Annotated in this window: 12 protein-coding genes; all 12 read right to left on the reverse strand. The window is 41.0% G+C overall.

Annotation, left to right across the window (positions count from 1 at the left end):
* Positions 1–14: 14 nt before the first annotated feature.
* The 12 genes from C8N28_RS13155 to C8N28_RS13210 all read right to left on the reverse strand — a co-directional run bounded on the left by C8N28_RS13155 (position 15) and on the right by C8N28_RS13210 (position 18,941).
* Entirely contained in the window at positions 15–584 is a 570-nt protein-coding gene (locus C8N28_RS13155) for a GNAT family N-acetyltransferase (protein WP_132225649.1), read from the reverse strand.
* Between the two features lie 113 nt (positions 585–697).
* Positions 698–2,698, reverse strand: a complete 2,001-nt coding sequence (gene mobC / locus C8N28_RS13160) for a conjugal transfer protein MobC (protein ID WP_132225651.1) — start codon at positions 2,696–2,698, stop codon at positions 698–700.
* Positions 2,699–3,958, reverse strand: coding sequence for a relaxase/mobilization nuclease domain-containing protein (locus tag C8N28_RS13165; RefSeq protein ID WP_132225653.1), 1,260 nt, complete (start codon positions 3,956–3,958; stop codon positions 2,699–2,701). It abuts the gene before it with no gap.
* Positions 3,940–4,299, reverse strand: a complete 360-nt coding sequence (locus tag C8N28_RS13170) for a plasmid mobilization protein (protein WP_132225654.1) — start codon at positions 4,297–4,299, stop codon at positions 3,940–3,942. The genes C8N28_RS13165 and C8N28_RS13170 overlap by 19 nt, the downstream gene beginning before the upstream one ends.
* A gap of 186 nt (positions 4,300–4,485) precedes the next feature.
* Positions 4,486–4,761 carry a hypothetical protein gene (locus C8N28_RS13175; RefSeq protein ID WP_132225656.1) on the reverse strand — a complete coding sequence of 92 codons (276 nt, stop codon included), beginning with the start codon at positions 4,759–4,761 and terminating at the stop codon, positions 4,486–4,488.
* Positions 4,737–5,072: a helix-turn-helix domain-containing protein gene (locus tag C8N28_RS13180; RefSeq protein ID WP_132225658.1), complete on the reverse strand. Its 336-nt coding sequence runs from the start codon at positions 5,070–5,072 to the stop codon at positions 4,737–4,739. The genes C8N28_RS13175 and C8N28_RS13180 overlap by 25 nt, the downstream gene beginning before the upstream one ends.
* Before the next feature lie 345 nt (positions 5,073–5,417).
* A complete protein-coding gene (locus C8N28_RS13185; RefSeq protein ID WP_132225660.1) occupies positions 5,418–7,328 on the reverse strand; it encodes a heavy metal translocating P-type ATPase in 1,911 nt (636 codons plus the stop codon).
* 10 nt (positions 7,329–7,338) lie between these two features.
* Complete coding sequence (locus tag C8N28_RS13190; protein ID WP_132225662.1) at positions 7,339–8,547, reverse strand: efflux RND transporter periplasmic adaptor subunit; 1,209 nt, start codon at positions 8,545–8,547, stop codon at positions 7,339–7,341.
* Positions 8,548–8,552: 5 nt separating this feature from the next.
* Positions 8,553–12,869, reverse strand: coding sequence for a CusA/CzcA family heavy metal efflux RND transporter (locus C8N28_RS13195; RefSeq protein ID WP_132225664.1), 4,317 nt, complete (start codon positions 12,867–12,869; stop codon positions 8,553–8,555).
* Positions 12,870–13,427: 558 nt separating this feature from the next.
* The gene (locus C8N28_RS13200) at positions 13,428–15,914 is read right to left on the reverse strand and encodes a multicopper oxidase domain-containing protein (RefSeq protein ID WP_317127339.1); all 2,487 of its coding nucleotides are present in this window, start codon (positions 15,912–15,914) and stop codon (positions 13,428–13,430) included.
* A gap of 35 nt (positions 15,915–15,949) precedes the next feature.
* Positions 15,950–16,813 (reverse strand): ATP cone domain-containing protein, encoded by an 864-nt coding sequence (locus C8N28_RS13205; protein WP_132225666.1) that lies wholly within the window; start codon positions 16,811–16,813, stop codon positions 15,950–15,952.
* A 22-nt stretch (positions 16,814–16,835) separates the two neighbouring features.
* The gene (locus C8N28_RS13210) at positions 16,836–18,941 is read right to left on the reverse strand and encodes a copper-translocating P-type ATPase (protein WP_132225668.1); all 2,106 of its coding nucleotides are present in this window, start codon (positions 18,939–18,941) and stop codon (positions 16,836–16,838) included.
* Between the last annotated feature and the right edge of the window lie 64 nt (positions 18,942–19,005).

Genomic DNA, 19,005 nt, shown 5'->3' on the forward strand with positions numbered 1-19,005 from the left:
CGAGATAGTTTTGATTATTCCCTGTTCAAGAAATAGAGTTTATAGGATAGATTTAATTCATTATATACCTGGAATCCGAACTTTTCATACCAAGGGAGGTTGCTAAGCGTAGAAGTTTCAAGATATAAGGGTTTCTGTACTTTTTCGCTGTAGTAAATGATTTCCTCCATCAATTGAGAACCGATGCCTTTGCCCTGTTCTTGCGGATCTACACCAATAAACCATAAATAGTTCATTGGTTTTTGTGGTTGAAGTTTCTTGATACTAGATTCCCTCTTTAGAGCTTTCCCGATATTGGATACTCCGATACAATTCAGAATTAATTTAACATCGAGGAGCACCGACGAAAGATTCGTTTTCTTCGTTTCTGGATAAAGGATAAGTGCAACAGCATGCCGATCATCTGACAGAAAGATGTCTCCAAATTGATGGCAGACTTCAAAAGAATAATCCATTAAATATCTGATTCGGTTACTTTTCCTGTTTCCAGAATTTGCGATGTAATTTACGCTTTGGTTGTTCTCAAAGGATTTAGATAGGATATCTACAACCAGTTGTTTGTCGCCATAATTCGCTTTAATCATGATCTTTTTTTAATGAGATGGGTTCGAGCTAGAAGCCAAACAAAATTAGTTATTAATTAAATTACGTAGCTAAGCATTAATATTCAACGAGTTGACATGCTTTTTATTATCTATTACATTCTCATAGTGCGCATTTTCGAATTTCCTGGCTGATCCGAGTTATTTCCAGAGAAGGTCTCGTTCTGGCGATTCGATCCGAGTTCTGCCGCTAGTATTTCCTGAACATCCTGCTTTATTTGAAAGTAAGTCATCTCTACAATTTCCGAATCAATGGTTCGGATTTTCGGAATTGGTTTGAAGCTCGTCTCTTCCTTTTTTAGTCCACCGTGGTCATTTTGAATCTTATTGTGAAAAACTTTTAGATCAATTTCTGTGTGAGGATCATCGGCTACCATGCCTACAAATTCTCCCGAAGATAGCGTAGAAATTTTGGAGGCTGGTATCGCATAATCTAGCTGCGTTGATTTAGATAATGAAGTATCAGAGCTGTTAATTGAAATGCTTCTTCTTTGTTGTTGTATCTTGCCAAAGCGCTCGGATAAGTGTTTAGCAGTATCCCCGGTTACCTGTCCGGAAATAACATTTCCGACGATGTTTAAAATCACTTCGGCCTGCTCTCTTCCGTAGTCTTTTTTCAATTGACTATAATCTTGAACGGCCAGAGACGTAGCGACCTGATTAGATCTTGCAGTAGCGATCAGGCTGTCCATGTTGTTGAAGTAGATGGTAGGGAACTCGTCAAAAATTAAGCTACATTTCTGTTTGTCTTTTTGATTGACCAGTTTGATCATTCTGGAAATATATAAACTAAGCACAGCACCGTATACCTGTTGCTTTTGGGGATTGTTTCCAACGCAAATGATTTTGGGGTCATCTGGGTTATTTAAATCCAGGGAGAAGTCGTTTCCGGATAGAACATAATAGAGGGCGGGGGAAGATAGTTTCGCCATACTTATTTTTGCACTTGCTACCTGACCTTCCAATTGGTCAAAAGCCTCGTTCTTCCACGCTGATATAAAGGGGTTAATAAGCACTTCAATTTCGGGTTCCCGATTGAGAATCGCAAATAAGAATTGATACTCGACCTGCATCAACTCAATTACATGCGGTAAGGTGCAATAAATGCCGTCTTTGTACTTCCTCAAATACCAGATAACAGCAGTTAGAAAATTGATCGGAGATTCCACAAAGAAATCGCCTTGCTTTTTAATCCACTCCCTATTCAATCCTAACATAATGGTTCTCGCCGCTTCGGTTGCATCAGTGATGTCAGTCATGCCATTCGGATCAAGTGGATTGCAACGGTGCGTATGTGATAAATCATCAAAGTTGATCACGTAGAAGCTTGCCGGATTTTTGTCGTTCAATAGGGTATTATAAGCAATGCGTGTGAGATCATCGTATTTGAAATCATAGATAAACATAGAAAAGCCTTTCTTGATATGCTGAGAGATAATGTGCCGTATTGCGAAATAGGACTTCCCGGATCCAGGTGTTCCTAACACTAATAGCCCACGAAAAGGATTAATAATATTAATCCAGCTGTCGCGAAATTTTCCCTTGAAATAATATCGAGCCGGAAGATTGATTGAATATGGGTTGTCTAACTTCCGTTCCTCTTGCGGAAACGTTTCATTGTCCCTATTGAAAATATCGCCCATCAAATTGAATTTGATCAGTCTCGATAAGCGGGTACCGCTCGTTAAAACTAAAATATATCCCAGTGAGCAGATGGCGATGTAAAGCGACACAAGGGCTTTGAGGTTCAGATTTAGACGGAAACATAGTACGCTGCCAAAGAAAAGAGATATCGCCAAAATTCCGCATATAATCCAGGCCTTTGCATCCGTTTTCTCGTCTTTGCGGCCTTTCGCGCCAATCAAAGAAATTAGGAGAAGGCCAAGTGCTGCCGACTTACTCAAAACGGTTGATTCGAATATTTTAATATTTGATATGATTCGGATGACTTTATCAGTTATCTCCGAGGAAAGCCCTAGCTCGCTGAAGGCCACATAACAGGACAAATAAAAATGAATGATAAGTATGGCTATGGATAGCAATCTGGTAAAATCCAGAATCTTCCTTAAGCCCTGTTCGTTTTCTCCAGTTCTCATTTAATTGGAATTTAGTAGTGATCTCTTCCGTTTTTTCTTCCGCTTGTTCTGAAACATGCCCTCTGGCAGGGAGTTATTCTGCGGATCAACTTCCATTAAGGCGTCAAGTACATTTTTAGAATCAGAAGAGAATGGGATACCGTTCCGCTGATAGCCTTCGAATCGTACTGGTACAGGATGATTCTGTTTGCTTGTATTAGGTTCCGGATTGGAGGCGTTTGTCTTGCCGAACCACTGACTTAAAGCATTCGCACTATAGGACTTACCCAAGTCGCTCCCATTAAAAACCGATTTTGTGTTATGGTCAATGAACGTGACGCCGTACAGGCGACCTTCTTCATTTCTGCGAAACAATACATTAATCCCTTTTGAAGATAAGGCCTGTTGGAAACCAGCAGGACTTGCTTTTGCTTTCATGACTTGATCGATAGAGGTCTTGAGCTGACCTTTCTGGGTAGACTTTCGTTTTTTATTCGATTCAAATTTCCTCTCCAGGCTCTTTAGCGTAGGAGAACTGTAAATGCTACTGGCCTTGATCGGAATTCCAACCTTTCGACCCTTCTCATCAAGTGCCCAATACAATAACCCGTTCTTAGCATACATGGTAGAATTTTTAGAACCACGATCTGCCACAACGTTAAAACATGATAGTGCTGCGTTAAATTCTGAAAGACTTGAAAACTTGTAAGTGCTCACTACACCTTGCACCACATTAGAGATTGCCCTTTTAGTATCGTCTGTCCCATAGTTGACTTTTGACAATCTCTGATTCTCCGTCTTTCGTAACTCGGCTTGCTTTGCAGGAATCAGCCCATACTGTATTTCAATTGCCTTACGCGCTTCCTCTGATTTCGTTTTTCCCAAGTTGTGCAGGCTTATCCGTTTACCGGTAGATTTGATATTTGTGGTGACGATATGGATATGAGGATGACCAGCATCATTGTGCGCATAAACCAGATAGGGTTGGTCTTGAAAGCCGATTTCATTCATATACTGGTCAGCAATTTCGATTAGCTTTGAATCCGAAATTTGTTCGCCTACCGCGAAGTTGAGCGAAATATGAACCGAGTTAGTTTTGCTTCGTTGATTGGACATCGTCAGATTAGTAAAGCGTTGTAACTTGTCGTAAAAATTGAGATGTTGCAGTTCTTTATGAAATCCATATTGCCCAATGAGTTCAGCCTTTCCCTGATTCACTTTGCGTTCATTATAGTTTAGTGCGCCTGCTATGTTCCTTCCGCTCATGATTTTTGCGACCATATTTCCGAATAGTTATTCAGTTTGTCCTTGATTTCTCTCATAGACGGTTCAAGCTGATCCCTAAGAACAGTCAAGGCTTCTTGCCACAATTTGGCATCCGGCATACCCATTACGCTATTAAGTTTATGCACGGCCTGATTGAAATTATTTCCAATATAGTTCAGTTCTCTTCTAAGCTTGATCAGTTCCTCCAACATGTCATCCATGGACTTATCGCGGTATGTAAAGATTACCGGCTTCTGAAGCAAGACGTTTCGGTTGTACTCACTCATATATTGGAACATCGATTTTCGGAACCGTTTTTCAAGGAGCTTAAACTCATTCGGCTTCAACCTAATCAAAATTACCCTGGAACGATTTTCATCCGTATTTGCCATAATTTGTCATTAAAGAATGCGACTTCGGAGGATATTTTTACCATGACAGATCCTGACTTCGGAAGGGCGGTCAATTTCCGTTTGTATTACAAACGTACATCTTGCTGATTGCAGAAAACGACGCAATCTACCTTCAAAGATCCTTCAATTTCAAGGGGTCATCAGCTTCGATTTGCTTCGGAGATATGGACGGTTTTTTTGCCTTCTCCACATCCAATCCAAAGCCTTCCCTCGCCAGTTCTTAACCGGAATTCCTTTCGTTCCTGTCCAGTGCCGGGCCGAGTATTCTTTGAAAAAGGATTCGGCATCCTCGTGGCCGAAACCTTTTTGATCAAAGAAAATGGTTACTTGTACAAAACAAGGAATATCAGTATTCGAGTTCTTAGCCACATCGTCAAGTTTTAATACATATCTTCCTTGTTGCATTTCTTGGCTTCCATCATGGCGTGAATATCTTCATAGTCATAGTAGATGGATCCACCGATTTTGGTAAAGGGTAAAGTTCCGGTATCGCGAAGTGTTTGAAGGAAGCCGTGGGATATTCCAAGTAGTTTTTTAACCTCAGTAGACTTTAACCATTTTTTGCCGGGCTGGCCTTTGCTTTCTTTGATGATCTGCTTTATTTCATTCAGTATTTCATCCTTGAAGTTTTCTAAATCGCCTATGGTTAGCAATTGATCTTTTGTTGGAAGAAGAGACCGTACTCCTTTCTTTTGTTGTTGAGATACTAGTGTCATAATTCATTGTTTTTGAATTACAAAAGAAGAAAGGAAGCGTATTGTAAGTTCACACCTTGTTGGTGAGGTGTGTGTTTTTAATGATTTTGGAACCCGCATTCTTTTGAAATCAGCAAAGGTCTCACGTTCACTTCACCAGTAAAGAGCTTTCACGGCATAAATTCTCCCTCGTTCCTCAGTCCGATTTATTCCATGTTCTCTTGACAGGTTCATTCACTTAGGAGAGGGGAGCTTTATCAAAAGGAATCCGAGGTTTTGCGTCTAAAAATTTAATGAAAGTTAAAAAGGCCGCCCTTACTTGGGCAGCCTCATGAGATTTAAGAGAAAATTGATGTTTCTACTAGCTTAGTCCACTTTCTTATTCTGAATTCTTACTGCATTTAAAATTGCCACTAAAGCTACTCCAACATCAGCAATCACCGCCTCCCATAAGGAAGCCACGCCGCCAGCTCCTAAAGCAAGGACAATAATCTTAACGGTCATTGCAAGGATAATGTTTTGCCAGACGATATGCCTAGTTATTTTACCAATCCTAATTGCTGCTGCTATTTTTGTAGGCTGATCGTTTTGAATGACCACATCCGCTGTTTCTATTGTCGCATCGCTACCTAACCCTCCCATAGCGATACCAACATCGGCCAAAGCGATGACGGGTGCATCATTTATCCCATCACCTACAAAAGCTAATTTATCAATTGAACTCCTTAGCGCTTCCACCCTTTCAACTTTTCCATCAGGTAACAGACTTCCGTAAGCTTCGTCAATACCTAATGTACGGGCTACCTGATCAACAACCGTCTGCTTATCACCTGATAGCATTATTGTTTTGATTCCCATGCGATGCAAATCACTAATTGCTTTTTGAGCGTCCTCTTTGATTTCATCTGCAATGGTGATATAACCAACATATTCTTTATCAATTGATAGCACTACAATTGTGTCAACGATTTGCTCTACTTCTTTCGGATAAGGGATGTTGAATTTTTTCAATAGTTTCACATTTCCTGCCAGCACATCTTTTCCATCGATAAGCCCTTTTAGTCCATGTCCTGCAACTTCCTCAATATTATCGGCTTTAAGATCTTCATAACCGTCATGAGCATATTCAGTCACCGCTTTTGCAATTGGGTGGGTTGAATATTTTTCTATTGCAGCTGCGATTTTTATTAATCTATCTTTTTCGATGCCAATAGCAACCACTTCTTTTACTTTAAACACTCCTTTGGTTAAGGTTCCTGTTTTGTCCATAACGACCGTTTTAACTTGAGTCATTACGTCCAGAAAGTTCCCACCTTTAAACAAAATTCCTGTTTTAGAGGCAAGTCCAATCCCGCCGAAATATCCTAAGGGTATAGAAACTACCAATGCACATGGACAACTGATCACTAGAAAAACAAGCGATCGATATACCCACTCTTGAAATACATAATCGCTTACGAAGAAGTAAGGAATTATGACCAAGGCAACTGCAAGAAAAAATACGATCGGAGTATAAATTTTCGCAAATCGGGAAATGAAGAGCTGCGTTTGCGATTTTCGGGATGTGGCATCTTGCACCATTTCCAAAATTTTGCTCAATTTACTGTCTTTGAACAATGCTTTAACTTTTACTTCCGCAGGAGTATTCAGGTTAATCATACCAGCCAATACGTTTTCCCCTTCATAAAGCGTGTCCGGCTTGCTCTCTCCAGTAAGAGCAGCGGTATTGAAAGAGGCATTAGCCGATATTAATTCGCCATCCAGTGCTACTTTCTCACCGGGCTTTATTTGGATGCGCTCTCCAAGTTCTACATTCGAAGGATGAATCGTTTCTGCTTTACCGTTCCTTATGACCGTAACCTCATCCGGGCGGATGTCCAACAATGCCTTTATATTTCCTTTGGCTTTTTGCACAGCTGAATCTTGAAACCATTCGCCGATTTGGTAGAATACCATCACAGCGACCCCTTCTTCATATGAGCCGATCAAAAAAGCCCCAATCGTTGCCACGCTCATCAGCACAAACTCATTAAAAAAATCACCTCGCTTTGACTTTCTCCAAGCAAGGTCTAATACATTTTTACCTGCTAACCAATAGGCAATCAGGTTAACAATCAACAAGGGGATGGAGGGCAATTTATATTCAAACCCATACTGTCCTACCAATAAAATTACCAAGATGGCCAATGCCGTCAATAAATTTACATGGGCTTTCCATCCTGATTTTTCGACCGAATGGTCATGTACGTCTTCTACTGTTTGCTCAGTTGTTTCCATGGTTTCTCTTTTAATGTCCGTGGCTATCTCCTGTGTCCATCATTTTCGCTAAAATGAAAAAGGCGCCTTTGTTCGCGATCTTGGCGTTTTTATCAATCTCTTGAACAGGGGTTATTTGGGTGTACCCCACATCGGATTTTGTAGTGATAACCGGTACCCGTATAAAGGTGATTCCCTGATGTTCGTCCTCAACCAAATCATTCTTGGATTCGTCCTCATGATCCTGTACGATGAAGATATAATCTTTTCCATCTTGGTTCACAACCGCCTCAGTTGGGACTGCATCAACGGTGGATTTATCAAAGCCTACATTCGCTATTATATTCATCCCATCAATTAAACCAACTTTCCCACCTGTAACTTCGGCATGCACAATGATGGTTTTGCTGTTGTCTTCAAAGGAAGAACCAGTGGAGAAAATACGGGCAGAATACCGCTTTTCCTGATTATTGGTCAAGTAAAAATCAAGGTCTTGCCCAACTTTAAAACGTGGAAGATCTTTTTCATACACATGTAAATCAACATGAATCTTACTGTTATCGATGATCTCGGCAATTGGGGTACTTGTATCTACATAACTGCCTATCTGTACCAAAGAATTACTTAAAACGCCGCTTATTGGAGCCAATACATATAAACTTGTAACGAGGTTTCCATTGCTTATGTCAGAAGTGTTTATTCCCATCATCTGCAACTGCTGTTTCAGGGATGCTTTTCGGGTGCTTAATGCGCGAAACTCAGTTTCTGCACGTTGAAGATTCTTTAGGGCACCCGCTTTTCCTTCATAGAGTTCTTTTTGTCTTCTATATTCCGTTTCGGCTAGGGTGCTTTCGGTAGTCAGATTGAGGTAATCTTCCTGCATCTTTATGTAATCCGCATTCGTGATGGATGCGATCCGTTGTCCTTTTTTAACAGCACTCCCGGGCTGGATGTAAATCTCCTTTATTATACCGGGATAAAGGGTCGTTGCGTTTGCCTTGTTCTGATTGGGCACACTTAATTCCCCGTTAATCTTTAAGCCGTCCGATAATGATTTTTGTTCAATTTGACCCAGCTGAATACCAACTGCCTTTATTTGCTCATCGGTTAGAAAAACAGAATTCGGAATCTCTTCATGGTCTTCAATCGGATTCTCTTCGTTCCTGTTGTTGGGTTGTTCGTTCCGGCAAGAAACGAGGAAAAGAATTAAAAAGATATTTATAATGATAATTGCTTTCATTTTCGTTATTGATTAATAAAATAAAGATAATTTATTTGCGCTTGATTATAGGCGTTTAACGCCTTCAAGTAGCTTTCCCTCAAGGAAACAGCCTGGGTAAGGAATTCACTAAACTCTGAAAAACCGATTTCGCCACTCCGATAACTAAGACTAGAAGACGAAATGATCTGCTTTGCCTGTCTAAGTCCAGAATCCTCATAAAACTGAACCATCGCCAATTGTTTTTGCATTTCTGCATTTGCTTGTTCTTGTCTTGATTTCAATGTAATGACCTGATAATCGAGTTTTTGCTTTTCAACGTCCTTTTGCGCTTCCGCCGCGCGTACTCGATTTTTTGCTGCCTTGGCCCCAAAAAGGGGAATGCCCATAGTGACTGAAAACCCCGACAAGGGGTTATCGACCCCATATAGCTTTTGTGAAAAAGCCCTTACAGAGAAATCAGGCATATTGGTGTTTCTTTGAATTTTTATTTCCGATTCCGCAATTTTGGTGTTTTGTTGCTGAATTGCGATAGTCGGATGAATACCGCTAGAGGCATTAGCTGCGAGCTGGATTTTCTCCAAGGGTTGATCTATCACCACAAAACGTTCGTCCTTATTCAATAAAACCATAAGCTGCTGTTGAAGCAAGACAATGTCCTGATCGTTCTGCTTCCTGAAAGCCTGCATTTCATTCATTTTCACTTCAGCTGCGATCATTTCCATTTCGGCAACATCACCAGTAGAATACCGCAATTTTGCAGCTTGAAATGCCTCTGTATAAATGCTGTCCAATTGAATTAGTAGCTTCCCTTTATCCTGGAGATACCACAATTCATAGTATGTCTGACGGACATCTCTTTTAATGGTGGCTTTTAATACCTCCCTGTCCAATTGGACAGATTTAAGTTGTTGATTGTAATATTCTTTCCTTGCAGCATAGAGTCCTGGCCACTGAATATCCTGGGAGATACCAATTTTCAGCTCACCATTATCCCCAGGTCTATAATCATCATTCTCTACGAAAAAGCCAGTATGGGCAAGCTGTGAAGATGACTTTACATCAAAGGCAGCTTTTTGAGTTTCTGCATCATTGATGGTAAACTGTAAATTGGCGGTCAAAGCAGTATCGATGGCTGCCTGAAGAGTCAAACGCTTCGGTGTCTGTTGCGCAAGTGCAGGTAAGGTAAAAGTACACAGGGCTACGACCAAAGCGATCAGCATTTTTGGATTCATTGTGATTTTCTTTTTTCCTGAAAAAATAAGGTAAAGGCACGGAATGACAATCAGGGTTAATAACGTTGCGGTGATAAGACCACCGATGACCACCGTTGCCAATGGCCGCTGTACCTCTGCACCCGCTCCTTGGCTTAAGGCCATGGGTAAAAATCCCAATGAAGCAACCGAGGCAGTCATCAATACAGGACGCAACCTGATTTTAGTTCCTTTCAATACCCGGTGAAGAATATTGGTGAATCCGTCTTTTTCCAGCTGATTGAAAGTCGCTATCAATACGATTCCATTTAGCACAGCGACACCAAACAGTGCAATAAATCCTACCCCGGCGGATATGCTAAAGGGCATTCCGCGCACCATCAATGCCAGCACTCCACCAATTGCACTTAGAGGGATTGCGGTAAAAATCAATAATGCCTGCGTTACAGAATGAAAGGTAAAATACAGTAAAGCGAAAATCAAGAGCAAAGCTAAGGGAACGGCAATCATCAACCGGTCTGAGGCCTCTTTTAGATTTTGAAAATTCCCTCCATAGGTATAATAATACCCTTGAGGCAGTAAGTCGCTTTCTTGCAACTTATTCTGAATATCCTCTACCACACTCTCAACATCCCGGTCTTTCACATTAAAACCGACGACAATTCTTCTTTGTCCGTCTTCCCGGGTAATTTGTGCAGGCCCCTCTTTTAAAGATACGACTGCTACTTGCGATAAGGGAATTTGGTTTCCATTGGGTATGGATATCAACAAGTTTCCAACGTCGTCAATAGAACTCCTATGAACGCTATCAAGTCTTACTACCAAATCAAATTTTCGCTCATCTTCAAAAACCACACCAGCCTTTTCACCGGCAAAAGCAGTTCGGAGACTTTGGTTTACTTCATCAACGGTTAATCTATAATTGGCCATACGGTTTCGGTCATAATCTACGTTGATCTGCGGCAAACCGGAAACACGTTCGATTCCAGGATCGGTAGCACCTTCGACCGATTGAATGATAGCCGCTACTTTAGGGGCTAAGGAAGCTAAGGTGTCAACGTTTTCACCGAAAATCTTTACCGCTACATCCTGACGGACACCGGTCATTAATTCATTGAATCGCATTTGAATAGGCTGTGAAACTTCAAAGAAGACACCAGGAATAACCTCAAGCTTCTCCATCATCTCTGATGCTAATTGTTCATAGCTTTTCTGATCAGCCCATTCCTTTTTAGGTTTCAAGGTAACAATCAGATCTGTCGTCTCTAATGGCATCGGATCGGTGGGTATTTCAGCACTTCCTGTTTTTCCAACTACTGTTTTTACTTCCGGGAAGGTTTTTAGAATTCGTTGCGCCTGCATGGAAGTCTCGATGCTCTGGCTAAGAGAACTGCCCTGTGGCAGAATGCAATGCAAGGCAAAATCACCTTCCTGTAATTGGGGAATGAATTCACCTCCCAATCGGGAAAACAGAAACAGGGAGAAAATAAAAATAGATGTAGCAATAACTACAACAATATATTTTATCCGGATTGCTTTTTTTATAACCGGCATATATAGCTTTTGGAGATAAGCCATCATTTTGTCGGAAAAAGTGCGCTTGTCTGATACCTTTTTAGAAAGAAATAAGGCACTGATCATTGGTATATAAGTGAATGACAGAATAAATGCGCCCAAGATGGCAAAACCTACTGTTTGAGCCATGGGCTTAAACATTTTCCCTTCTATTCCCACCAAAGTCAGGATAGGCAAATAAACGATCAAGATAATGATCTCACCAAAAGCTGCACTTTTTCGTATTTTAGAAGCTGATAAATAGACTTCGTGATCCATTTGCTGCTGTGTCAAGGGATTCCTGTTTTTACGTAATCCTAAGTGGTGCATGGTGGCTTCTACGATGATGACAGCACCGTCAACGATCAATCCAAAATCAATGGCTCCCAGGCTCATCAAGTTTGCACTCACCCCAAAGACACGCATCATTCCCAAAGCAAACAACAAGGAAAGTGGGATTGCTGAAGCAACGATTAATCCTGCCCTTAAATTGCCCAGAAAAAGCACCAATACGAAGATCACAATGAGCGCACCTTCTACCAAATTGGTTTCAACTGTTCTGATCGCCCTGTTAATCAAATCTGTACGATCAAGAAATGGCTCGATAATGATATCGTCGGGCAATGATTTTTGGATAACCTCTATTTTCTCTTTTACATTCTTTACCACTTCGGCAGTATTTGCACCCTTTAGCATCATTACCATTCCGCCCACTGCTTCTTTTTCGCCATTATAGGTAAAGGCTCCATAACGTGTGGCATGTCCAAAATCTACGGTTGCTACATCTCCAATAAAAAGCGGAACATCTCCTGTAGTCTGTATGGGTATATTCTTAATATCCTCAATGGAAGTAATGAGACCAATCCCGCGGATGAAATAAGCGTTTGGCTTTTTTTCAATATAGGCGCCACCTGTATTTTGGTTGTTTTTTTCGAGAGCTTCGAAGACATCGGAGATGCTAACACCCATGGCACGCAAACGGCTGGGGTCAATGGCTACTTCGTACTGCTTCAGATAGCCACCAAAGCTATTCACCTCAGCTACTCCAGGGGTGCCGTATAATTGCCTGGCTACAATCCAATCCTGCATGGTCCGTAGCTCCATGGCAGAGTATTTATCTTCTGACCCCTCGGTAGGATGCAAAGCATATTGGTAGATTTCACCTAGTCCTGTGCTAACCGGACCCAGCTCAGGCCTGCCCACACCTTCCGGAAGCTCTTCTTCTGCCTCCTGAAGTTTTTCGTTTATCTGTTGTCTGGCAAAATAAACATCTACCTTTTCTTCAAACACAACCGTGATGACGGAAAGTCCAAACCTTGAAACAGAGCGCATTTCAACAAGATCTGGAAGATTGGCTAAAGTCTTCTCAATAGGATAAGTTACAAATTGCTCCACTTCCTGAGTAGCCAAAGTAGGTGTGACGGTGATGATCTGCACCTGATTATTGGTAATGTCAGGCAAAGCGTCAATAGGTAATTTGGTGGCACTCCATGCACCCCAAACAATCAGCAAAAGCGTAAAAAAGCCAACGACTAATTTATTCTTAATGCTAAAAGCAATAATTTTATTAAGCATAAAAATATTTTTGAATAATAAATAAATGATAACGCTACTGAATGGTAGGTTACAATGAAAATCTTTATTTATTAAACAAGCTTAGGCGGCTGCCAAATGGAATGTGCGGTTAGTGGTAACCTCGCATTGGAATAGTTGATGTTTATATCCCGATGCTCTTCATTAATCTTAGTCGGGTAAACGTTGTTTGATTTCAACATGGAAATACTGCAACAACTGCAGGAGCAAAATGGAGTACATGCTTCCTCTGTATGCGATCCTTCCGAACTATGATCCGCGATTGAAATGGAGGATGGTTGAGTGGAATTTATTTTACAGTCTTTTTTATCTCCGCAAGGTGCTAGGGAAAGCAATACCATATAAAGGGCGATAAAAGATGTAAATAATCTCATTTGGTACAAATATAAAAAAAGATTAGTATACAAGCATATATTTTATATAAAGTCGGACGCGTTCGGGGGATAAGGTTCTGAGATACGCCCAAAGAAAAAAGCGTTGCCAACTGACAACGCCTTTCTCAACCACTAAACTAAAACTAAAACTAAAATCTGGACATTTCTAATAAATAAGGGTCAACCCAATGCCCCAGCCCATATCACTATCATAATGGCTCGAAAGAGCAGTGTGCTTGGTCAATATATATTTAAGTCCTCCCATATATTCTTTGTCTGTGTTGACCGAAAATGCGCCTCTCAACCGTGGAGCTAACGGAATGTCTTCTCTACGTAACTGTAAACGAACAATGCCATCCGTGAAAACTTCCGCCTGAAAATCTATAAGCATGGGTAACGTGTAAACAAATCCCGCGCTTAGAGCAGTTCTCTCATTTTTAGAGCTTTTCTGGCCAAAGACGTTTTTTTCAATCTCATGACTTCCGAACTCTCTATATCTCCAACCGAATCCCACAAAAGGCATAAACCATTGCATCTTTCCAATGTATCTTCCAATACGCGCTTCAGTTTCGTATCCATGTTTGTCATTATAACCTAGTCTCCATTCTGCCCCAAAACTCCATCTCGCATTTTGTAACATAGCCTGTCCATCATTACCGTTCGTTGCGAAATCATTTTCTGCCATAAAGTGTAGTTGGTTACTTTCTCTTTGGAGCTTTTTATACGCATATTGTTTATCGGGGAGCTCAGGGTTTTTATAATCTCCGACTTCGAATACACGGTTCATGCCTGCCATCATATGATATAGAATGTGGCAATGAAAGAACCAATCTCCTTCGGTATTCGCAGCAAATTCTATGGTGTCTTTTTCCATAGGCATGATATCAATTACATTTTTCAGCGGTGATTGAACCCCATGACTATTTAGGACCCTAAAATCAAATCCGTGAAGGTGCATAGGATGGCGCATCATGGAATTATTAATAAGCGTTATTCGAAGGATCTCGCCCTTTTTTACCGGGATTTTATCTACCTCTGAAAGCACCTTATTGTCCAAGCTCCATACGTATCTATTCATGTTGCCTGTTAATGTGAAAGTGATTTCTTTAACGGGCTGGTCTTTGGGTAATTCAGTATTATAGGGTGATTTGAGCATGTCGTAATTTAAAGTTACTATGTCAGTATCTCCCATATCATGACTAGAATGATCCATTGCCTCATCCATTTGCATCTTATTGTCCGCTTGATCGCCGGTAATTTCTGGATACATGACGGTATTCATGTCCATTTTCTGAAGGCTCATGTTCATTCCCATATCTTTCATATCACCGTTCATTTTCATCATGTCGTTCATCATTTTCATCCCTTCGAAGTACCTAAGCTTAGGTAGTGGCGGATGAGCTTGTTTAACACCTTCCCCAATAAATATTGAGGTCGATTTTGTACGATCTTCTGGCGTTACCAAAAGTTCGTAGGAAGCATCTTTTTCTGGGATAGTTACGACGATATCATACGTTTCTGAAACACCTATGATCAATCTATCGACTTCAACAGGTTCGACATCATTACCATCATTGGCAACCACCATGAATTTCCCTCCTGCGTAATTCACCCAAAAATAAGACGAGGCCCCTCCGTTGGATATTCTTAATCTTACTTTATCACCTGCTTTAAACTGAGAAAGTTGTTGTCCGTCTGCACCATTGATTAAAAATTTATCATAATACACATCACTTACATCCATGGCAAGCATACGTTTCCATTCATTTATTACTTTAGTTTTGAAATGCCCCTCTTTTATAGCATCAAAATAGCTTTGCGTGGATCCTTTTTTTATAGCGAACCAGTCATTGGCGTTATGCAGCATCCTATGGACATTATCAGGGTTTAAGTTCGTCCACTCACTTAGAATCAAAGGTACGGTCGGGAGGTCATCAATACCTTTTCTAAACGTTGGATCATCCTGACGCTTTTCCATTATAAATGAACCATACATGCCTATCTGTTCTTGTAAGCCTGAATGGGAATGGTACCAATGAGTTCCGGTCTGAATTATCGGGAAACTATAAGTATATGTTGAATGAGGTTTGATTGGCTTCTGTGTAAGCCAGGGTACACCATCCTCCTTGTTGGGTAACATCACACCGTGCCAGTGCAACGAAGTTTCTTCATCCATCATGTTATGCACAACGATGACAGCGGTATCCCCCTCTGTGAAAGTAAGTGTAGGCATTGGAATTTGTCCATTAACGGCAATGGCTCTTATCGGTTTTCCCCCGAAGGTTACTACGGTATCTTTTACATAAAGATCATACTTTACGACTTTCCCACCTTTAGTATTTTTTAGGGGAAGAACAGGAATGACCTTTTGGTCTTTTGCATCCATATCCATTTTTCCATGAGTACCGTGCATTTCATTGTTATCTTTTAGCACCAGTTTCATGCCACATTTCGGACAATTTCCTGGTTTATCCGAAATAACTTCGGGGTGCATAGTGCACGTATATAACTTCTGATTTATGCTTTCCTCAACCTTATGAGAATAATCACCGCTTTTCTGGTTTGAAACCTCGGGTAAATGCTCTGTTTGAGCGTACAAACCTAGGTGTATCAACATCAGTGCTGATAGGAATGTATATATTTTAGTTTTCATTTGTATATGTTTTATTCCTTAATAATACCCTTTACCTAATCTATGTTTGATTTTTTATTTCGTCTGCATAAACTAGCAGACTCCCAAATTATATTAGGTATCCTACTTTCGCTAATACCTAAGTCCCCTAATATTTCCGCATTTAAACTTTGACAAAGCACAATATTCATGGCCAACAATTTTCGCTTTTCTCTTTGTGAAAGCGATACAATCGATGTTACCGGGTGTAATCCCAATTTGTCAATCCTGTCTTTCAGACTACTATTAAGTGGAAAATCCCAGGACATCATTTTTAAATCCGAACAGGTGCCATAAGTAATTGCATCCGTAGAAAACCTTGTGTTGGTAACCAGCCATCCGGAAAACTTTCTTGGCAAACTAGCGTCATCTTGTTCGAATTCTCGCTCTATATCCCAAAATCTTGCCCGAACATATAAGGAATGCTGTACACTACAGTACGACTTTTGGGTTGAGTGAAATTTACATTCCATCATGTTCAACTCGAATGTGTTTTCTGCAACCACATCAACTTCATGATCTACGCATTTACCCGATACGGTAATTCCTGTTTTTACAGTATATCCCTCCGCTATAAAAAGCGAACCAACATATTTCTCAAATGGAAACCCCGACGGTCCCAGTGCAAAGATTGCTTTCTTTAAATTATATCTGCCAGCCAAGGACTTGTCCATTCTTTTAAGGTTTCCAAATACACTTTCGTAGATTTTCTTTGTTGAAATCCCTTCATAAAGAACTTTGTACGTTTGCTGTAGAACTAAGGTGATAGCCCGCTCGTCAGCTCCCACTTTGCGTAGAACCTTTATGATTTTGTTGGGATCAAAAGGTACGATCCGTCCATCGCTTTTCGTTACCATTATTTGAGGCAGGGCGTTTTCCATTCTGATGTCTATAAGTTTAGATTCATTTTTTATTAAGCTTTAGTAAAGTTGCATTAAATGCGACGACGATGGTACTAACGCTCATTAGAACTGCACCCATAGCCGGACTCAATACAAAATTGGGGTACAGTATACCAGCTGCCAGGGGAATGGCGACTATATTATAACCGACAGCCCAAATCAGGTTCTGTATCATTTTCCGATAGGTCCTCTTTCCAAAGTCTATCAATTTTACAACATCCCTCGGGTCACTGTTTACCAGAATAATATCTGCTGTCTCAGCGGCCACGTCCGTCCCGGAACCAACGGCAATCCCCACATCAGCCTGCGCCAAGGCAGGAGCATCATTCACGCCATCGCCCGTCATGGCAACAATTTCACCCTTGGCTTGAAATTCTTTTACTTTCTCTTGTTTGTTATGTGGAAGGACATTGGCTAGAAATCCATCCAGTCCTAATTTGTTAGAAACCGAAGCTGCAATTTTCTCATTGTCGCCTGTTAAAAGAAATGATTTTATTCCCATTTGTTTTAGCTGACGTATGGCTTCCTGAGAACCTTCTCTTATACGATCCGCGAGTGTGATAATACCTATTACCTTGCCATCAATAAACACATAATTTATTGTTTCTGTATCCTGATCGATTTCCGAAGGGACGGTTGGTTTATCAATTTTATTTTCTGTAAAATAATTTGGTCCCGCCGCAACAATTTCTTTTCCGTTCACCGATCCTTTTACGCCAATGCCTTGCATGTATTGAAAACTGTCAGATTTCCATAGTTGAAGCTCTTTTTCTTTAAGAAGCCTGATCATGCCCTTTGCAATGTGGTGTTCGGAATTTTGCTGTACAGCCGCTGCATATTGGATGATTTCATCTTCGGTGAAGTTATCTAAAGCAATGACCCGTTGCACTTCATGTGAACCCTCGGTTAATGTTCCGGTTTTATCAAAGATAACAGTCGATAAATTTCGGGTAATCTCAAACGCGGTCCGGTTCCGGATAAGCAGCCCATTGGTTGCAGATAAGGTAGTCGAAATAGCAACCACCAAAGGAATCGCTACGCCCAGCGCGTGGGGGCAAGCGGTTACCATTACCGTTACCATTCTTTCCAGCGCGAATGCTAAATCTCCACTCGTGTTATACCAATATCCAAATGTGGCGACACCGACTCCAATCGCAATGAAAGTAAGCCATTTGGCAACTTTATCTGCAAGGTTTTGAGTATTCGACTTGGCGGTTTGTGCATCTTGTACAAGGTTAATAACCTTATTTAGATACGTATCTTTTCCTACCCCTGTCGCTTTTATTTTCAGAGCTCCATCCCCGTTAATGGCTCCAGCTATAACCTTTGACTTTGCTTCCTTTTTTATCGGAACACTTTCACCTGTCAGCATACTTTCGTTTACATAAGAAAGCCCTTCAATCACATCGCCATCTGCCGGTACTTTCTCTCCGGGTTTGATAATGACAATGTCGTTGTTAGCCAATTCGTCGAGCCTTACCTTACGTGCTTCACCGTCTCTCTCTACCGTCACCTCGTTTGGAAGGAGCGCTACCAAGGTTTGAAGGGCTTTGGACGCTGCCATCTGCGAACGCATTTCCAACCAGTGTCCAAGCAGCATAATCACGATCAACGTTGCCAATTCCCAGTAGAAATCCATCCCTTGAAGGCCAAATACGACTGCCGTTGAATAAAAATAGGCCACTGAAATAGCGATGGCTACCAAAGTCATCATCCCAATGGCTCTCGCCCTAATTTCCCCAACCATCCCTTTCAAAAAGGGCATCCCGCCGTACAGATATATTAAAGTCCCCAGGACAAACAGTACGTATTTGTCACCAGTAAATTCCAGATTGAATCCAAACCATTCTTGGATCATGTGTGAAAGGGCGAGGATAGGAACAGTAATAATTAAACTGACCCAAAACCTTTTCAGGAAATCATGTGTATGATGTCCTTCATGTTTATCATGTTGGTGTGCGGAATGCTGCTGCTCCCCGTGTTCATGGTGTTTGTGGTCGTGGCTACGAGCTTTTCCAAACGGAACTAAAGCCATCCCGCATAATGGGCATTTCCCCGGCTCATCTTTGAGTACCTGGGGGTGCATTGGACAAACGTATTTTTTCATAACAAAAGATTTAGAATTCAATATTTTATAATATGCGTTGGAGAATATGATAGATTTTTAAATA

This window comes from Albibacterium bauzanense (assembly GCF_004339765.1).
GTDB classification, from domain to species: Bacteria; Bacteroidota; Bacteroidia; order Sphingobacteriales; family Sphingobacteriaceae; genus Albibacterium; species Albibacterium bauzanense.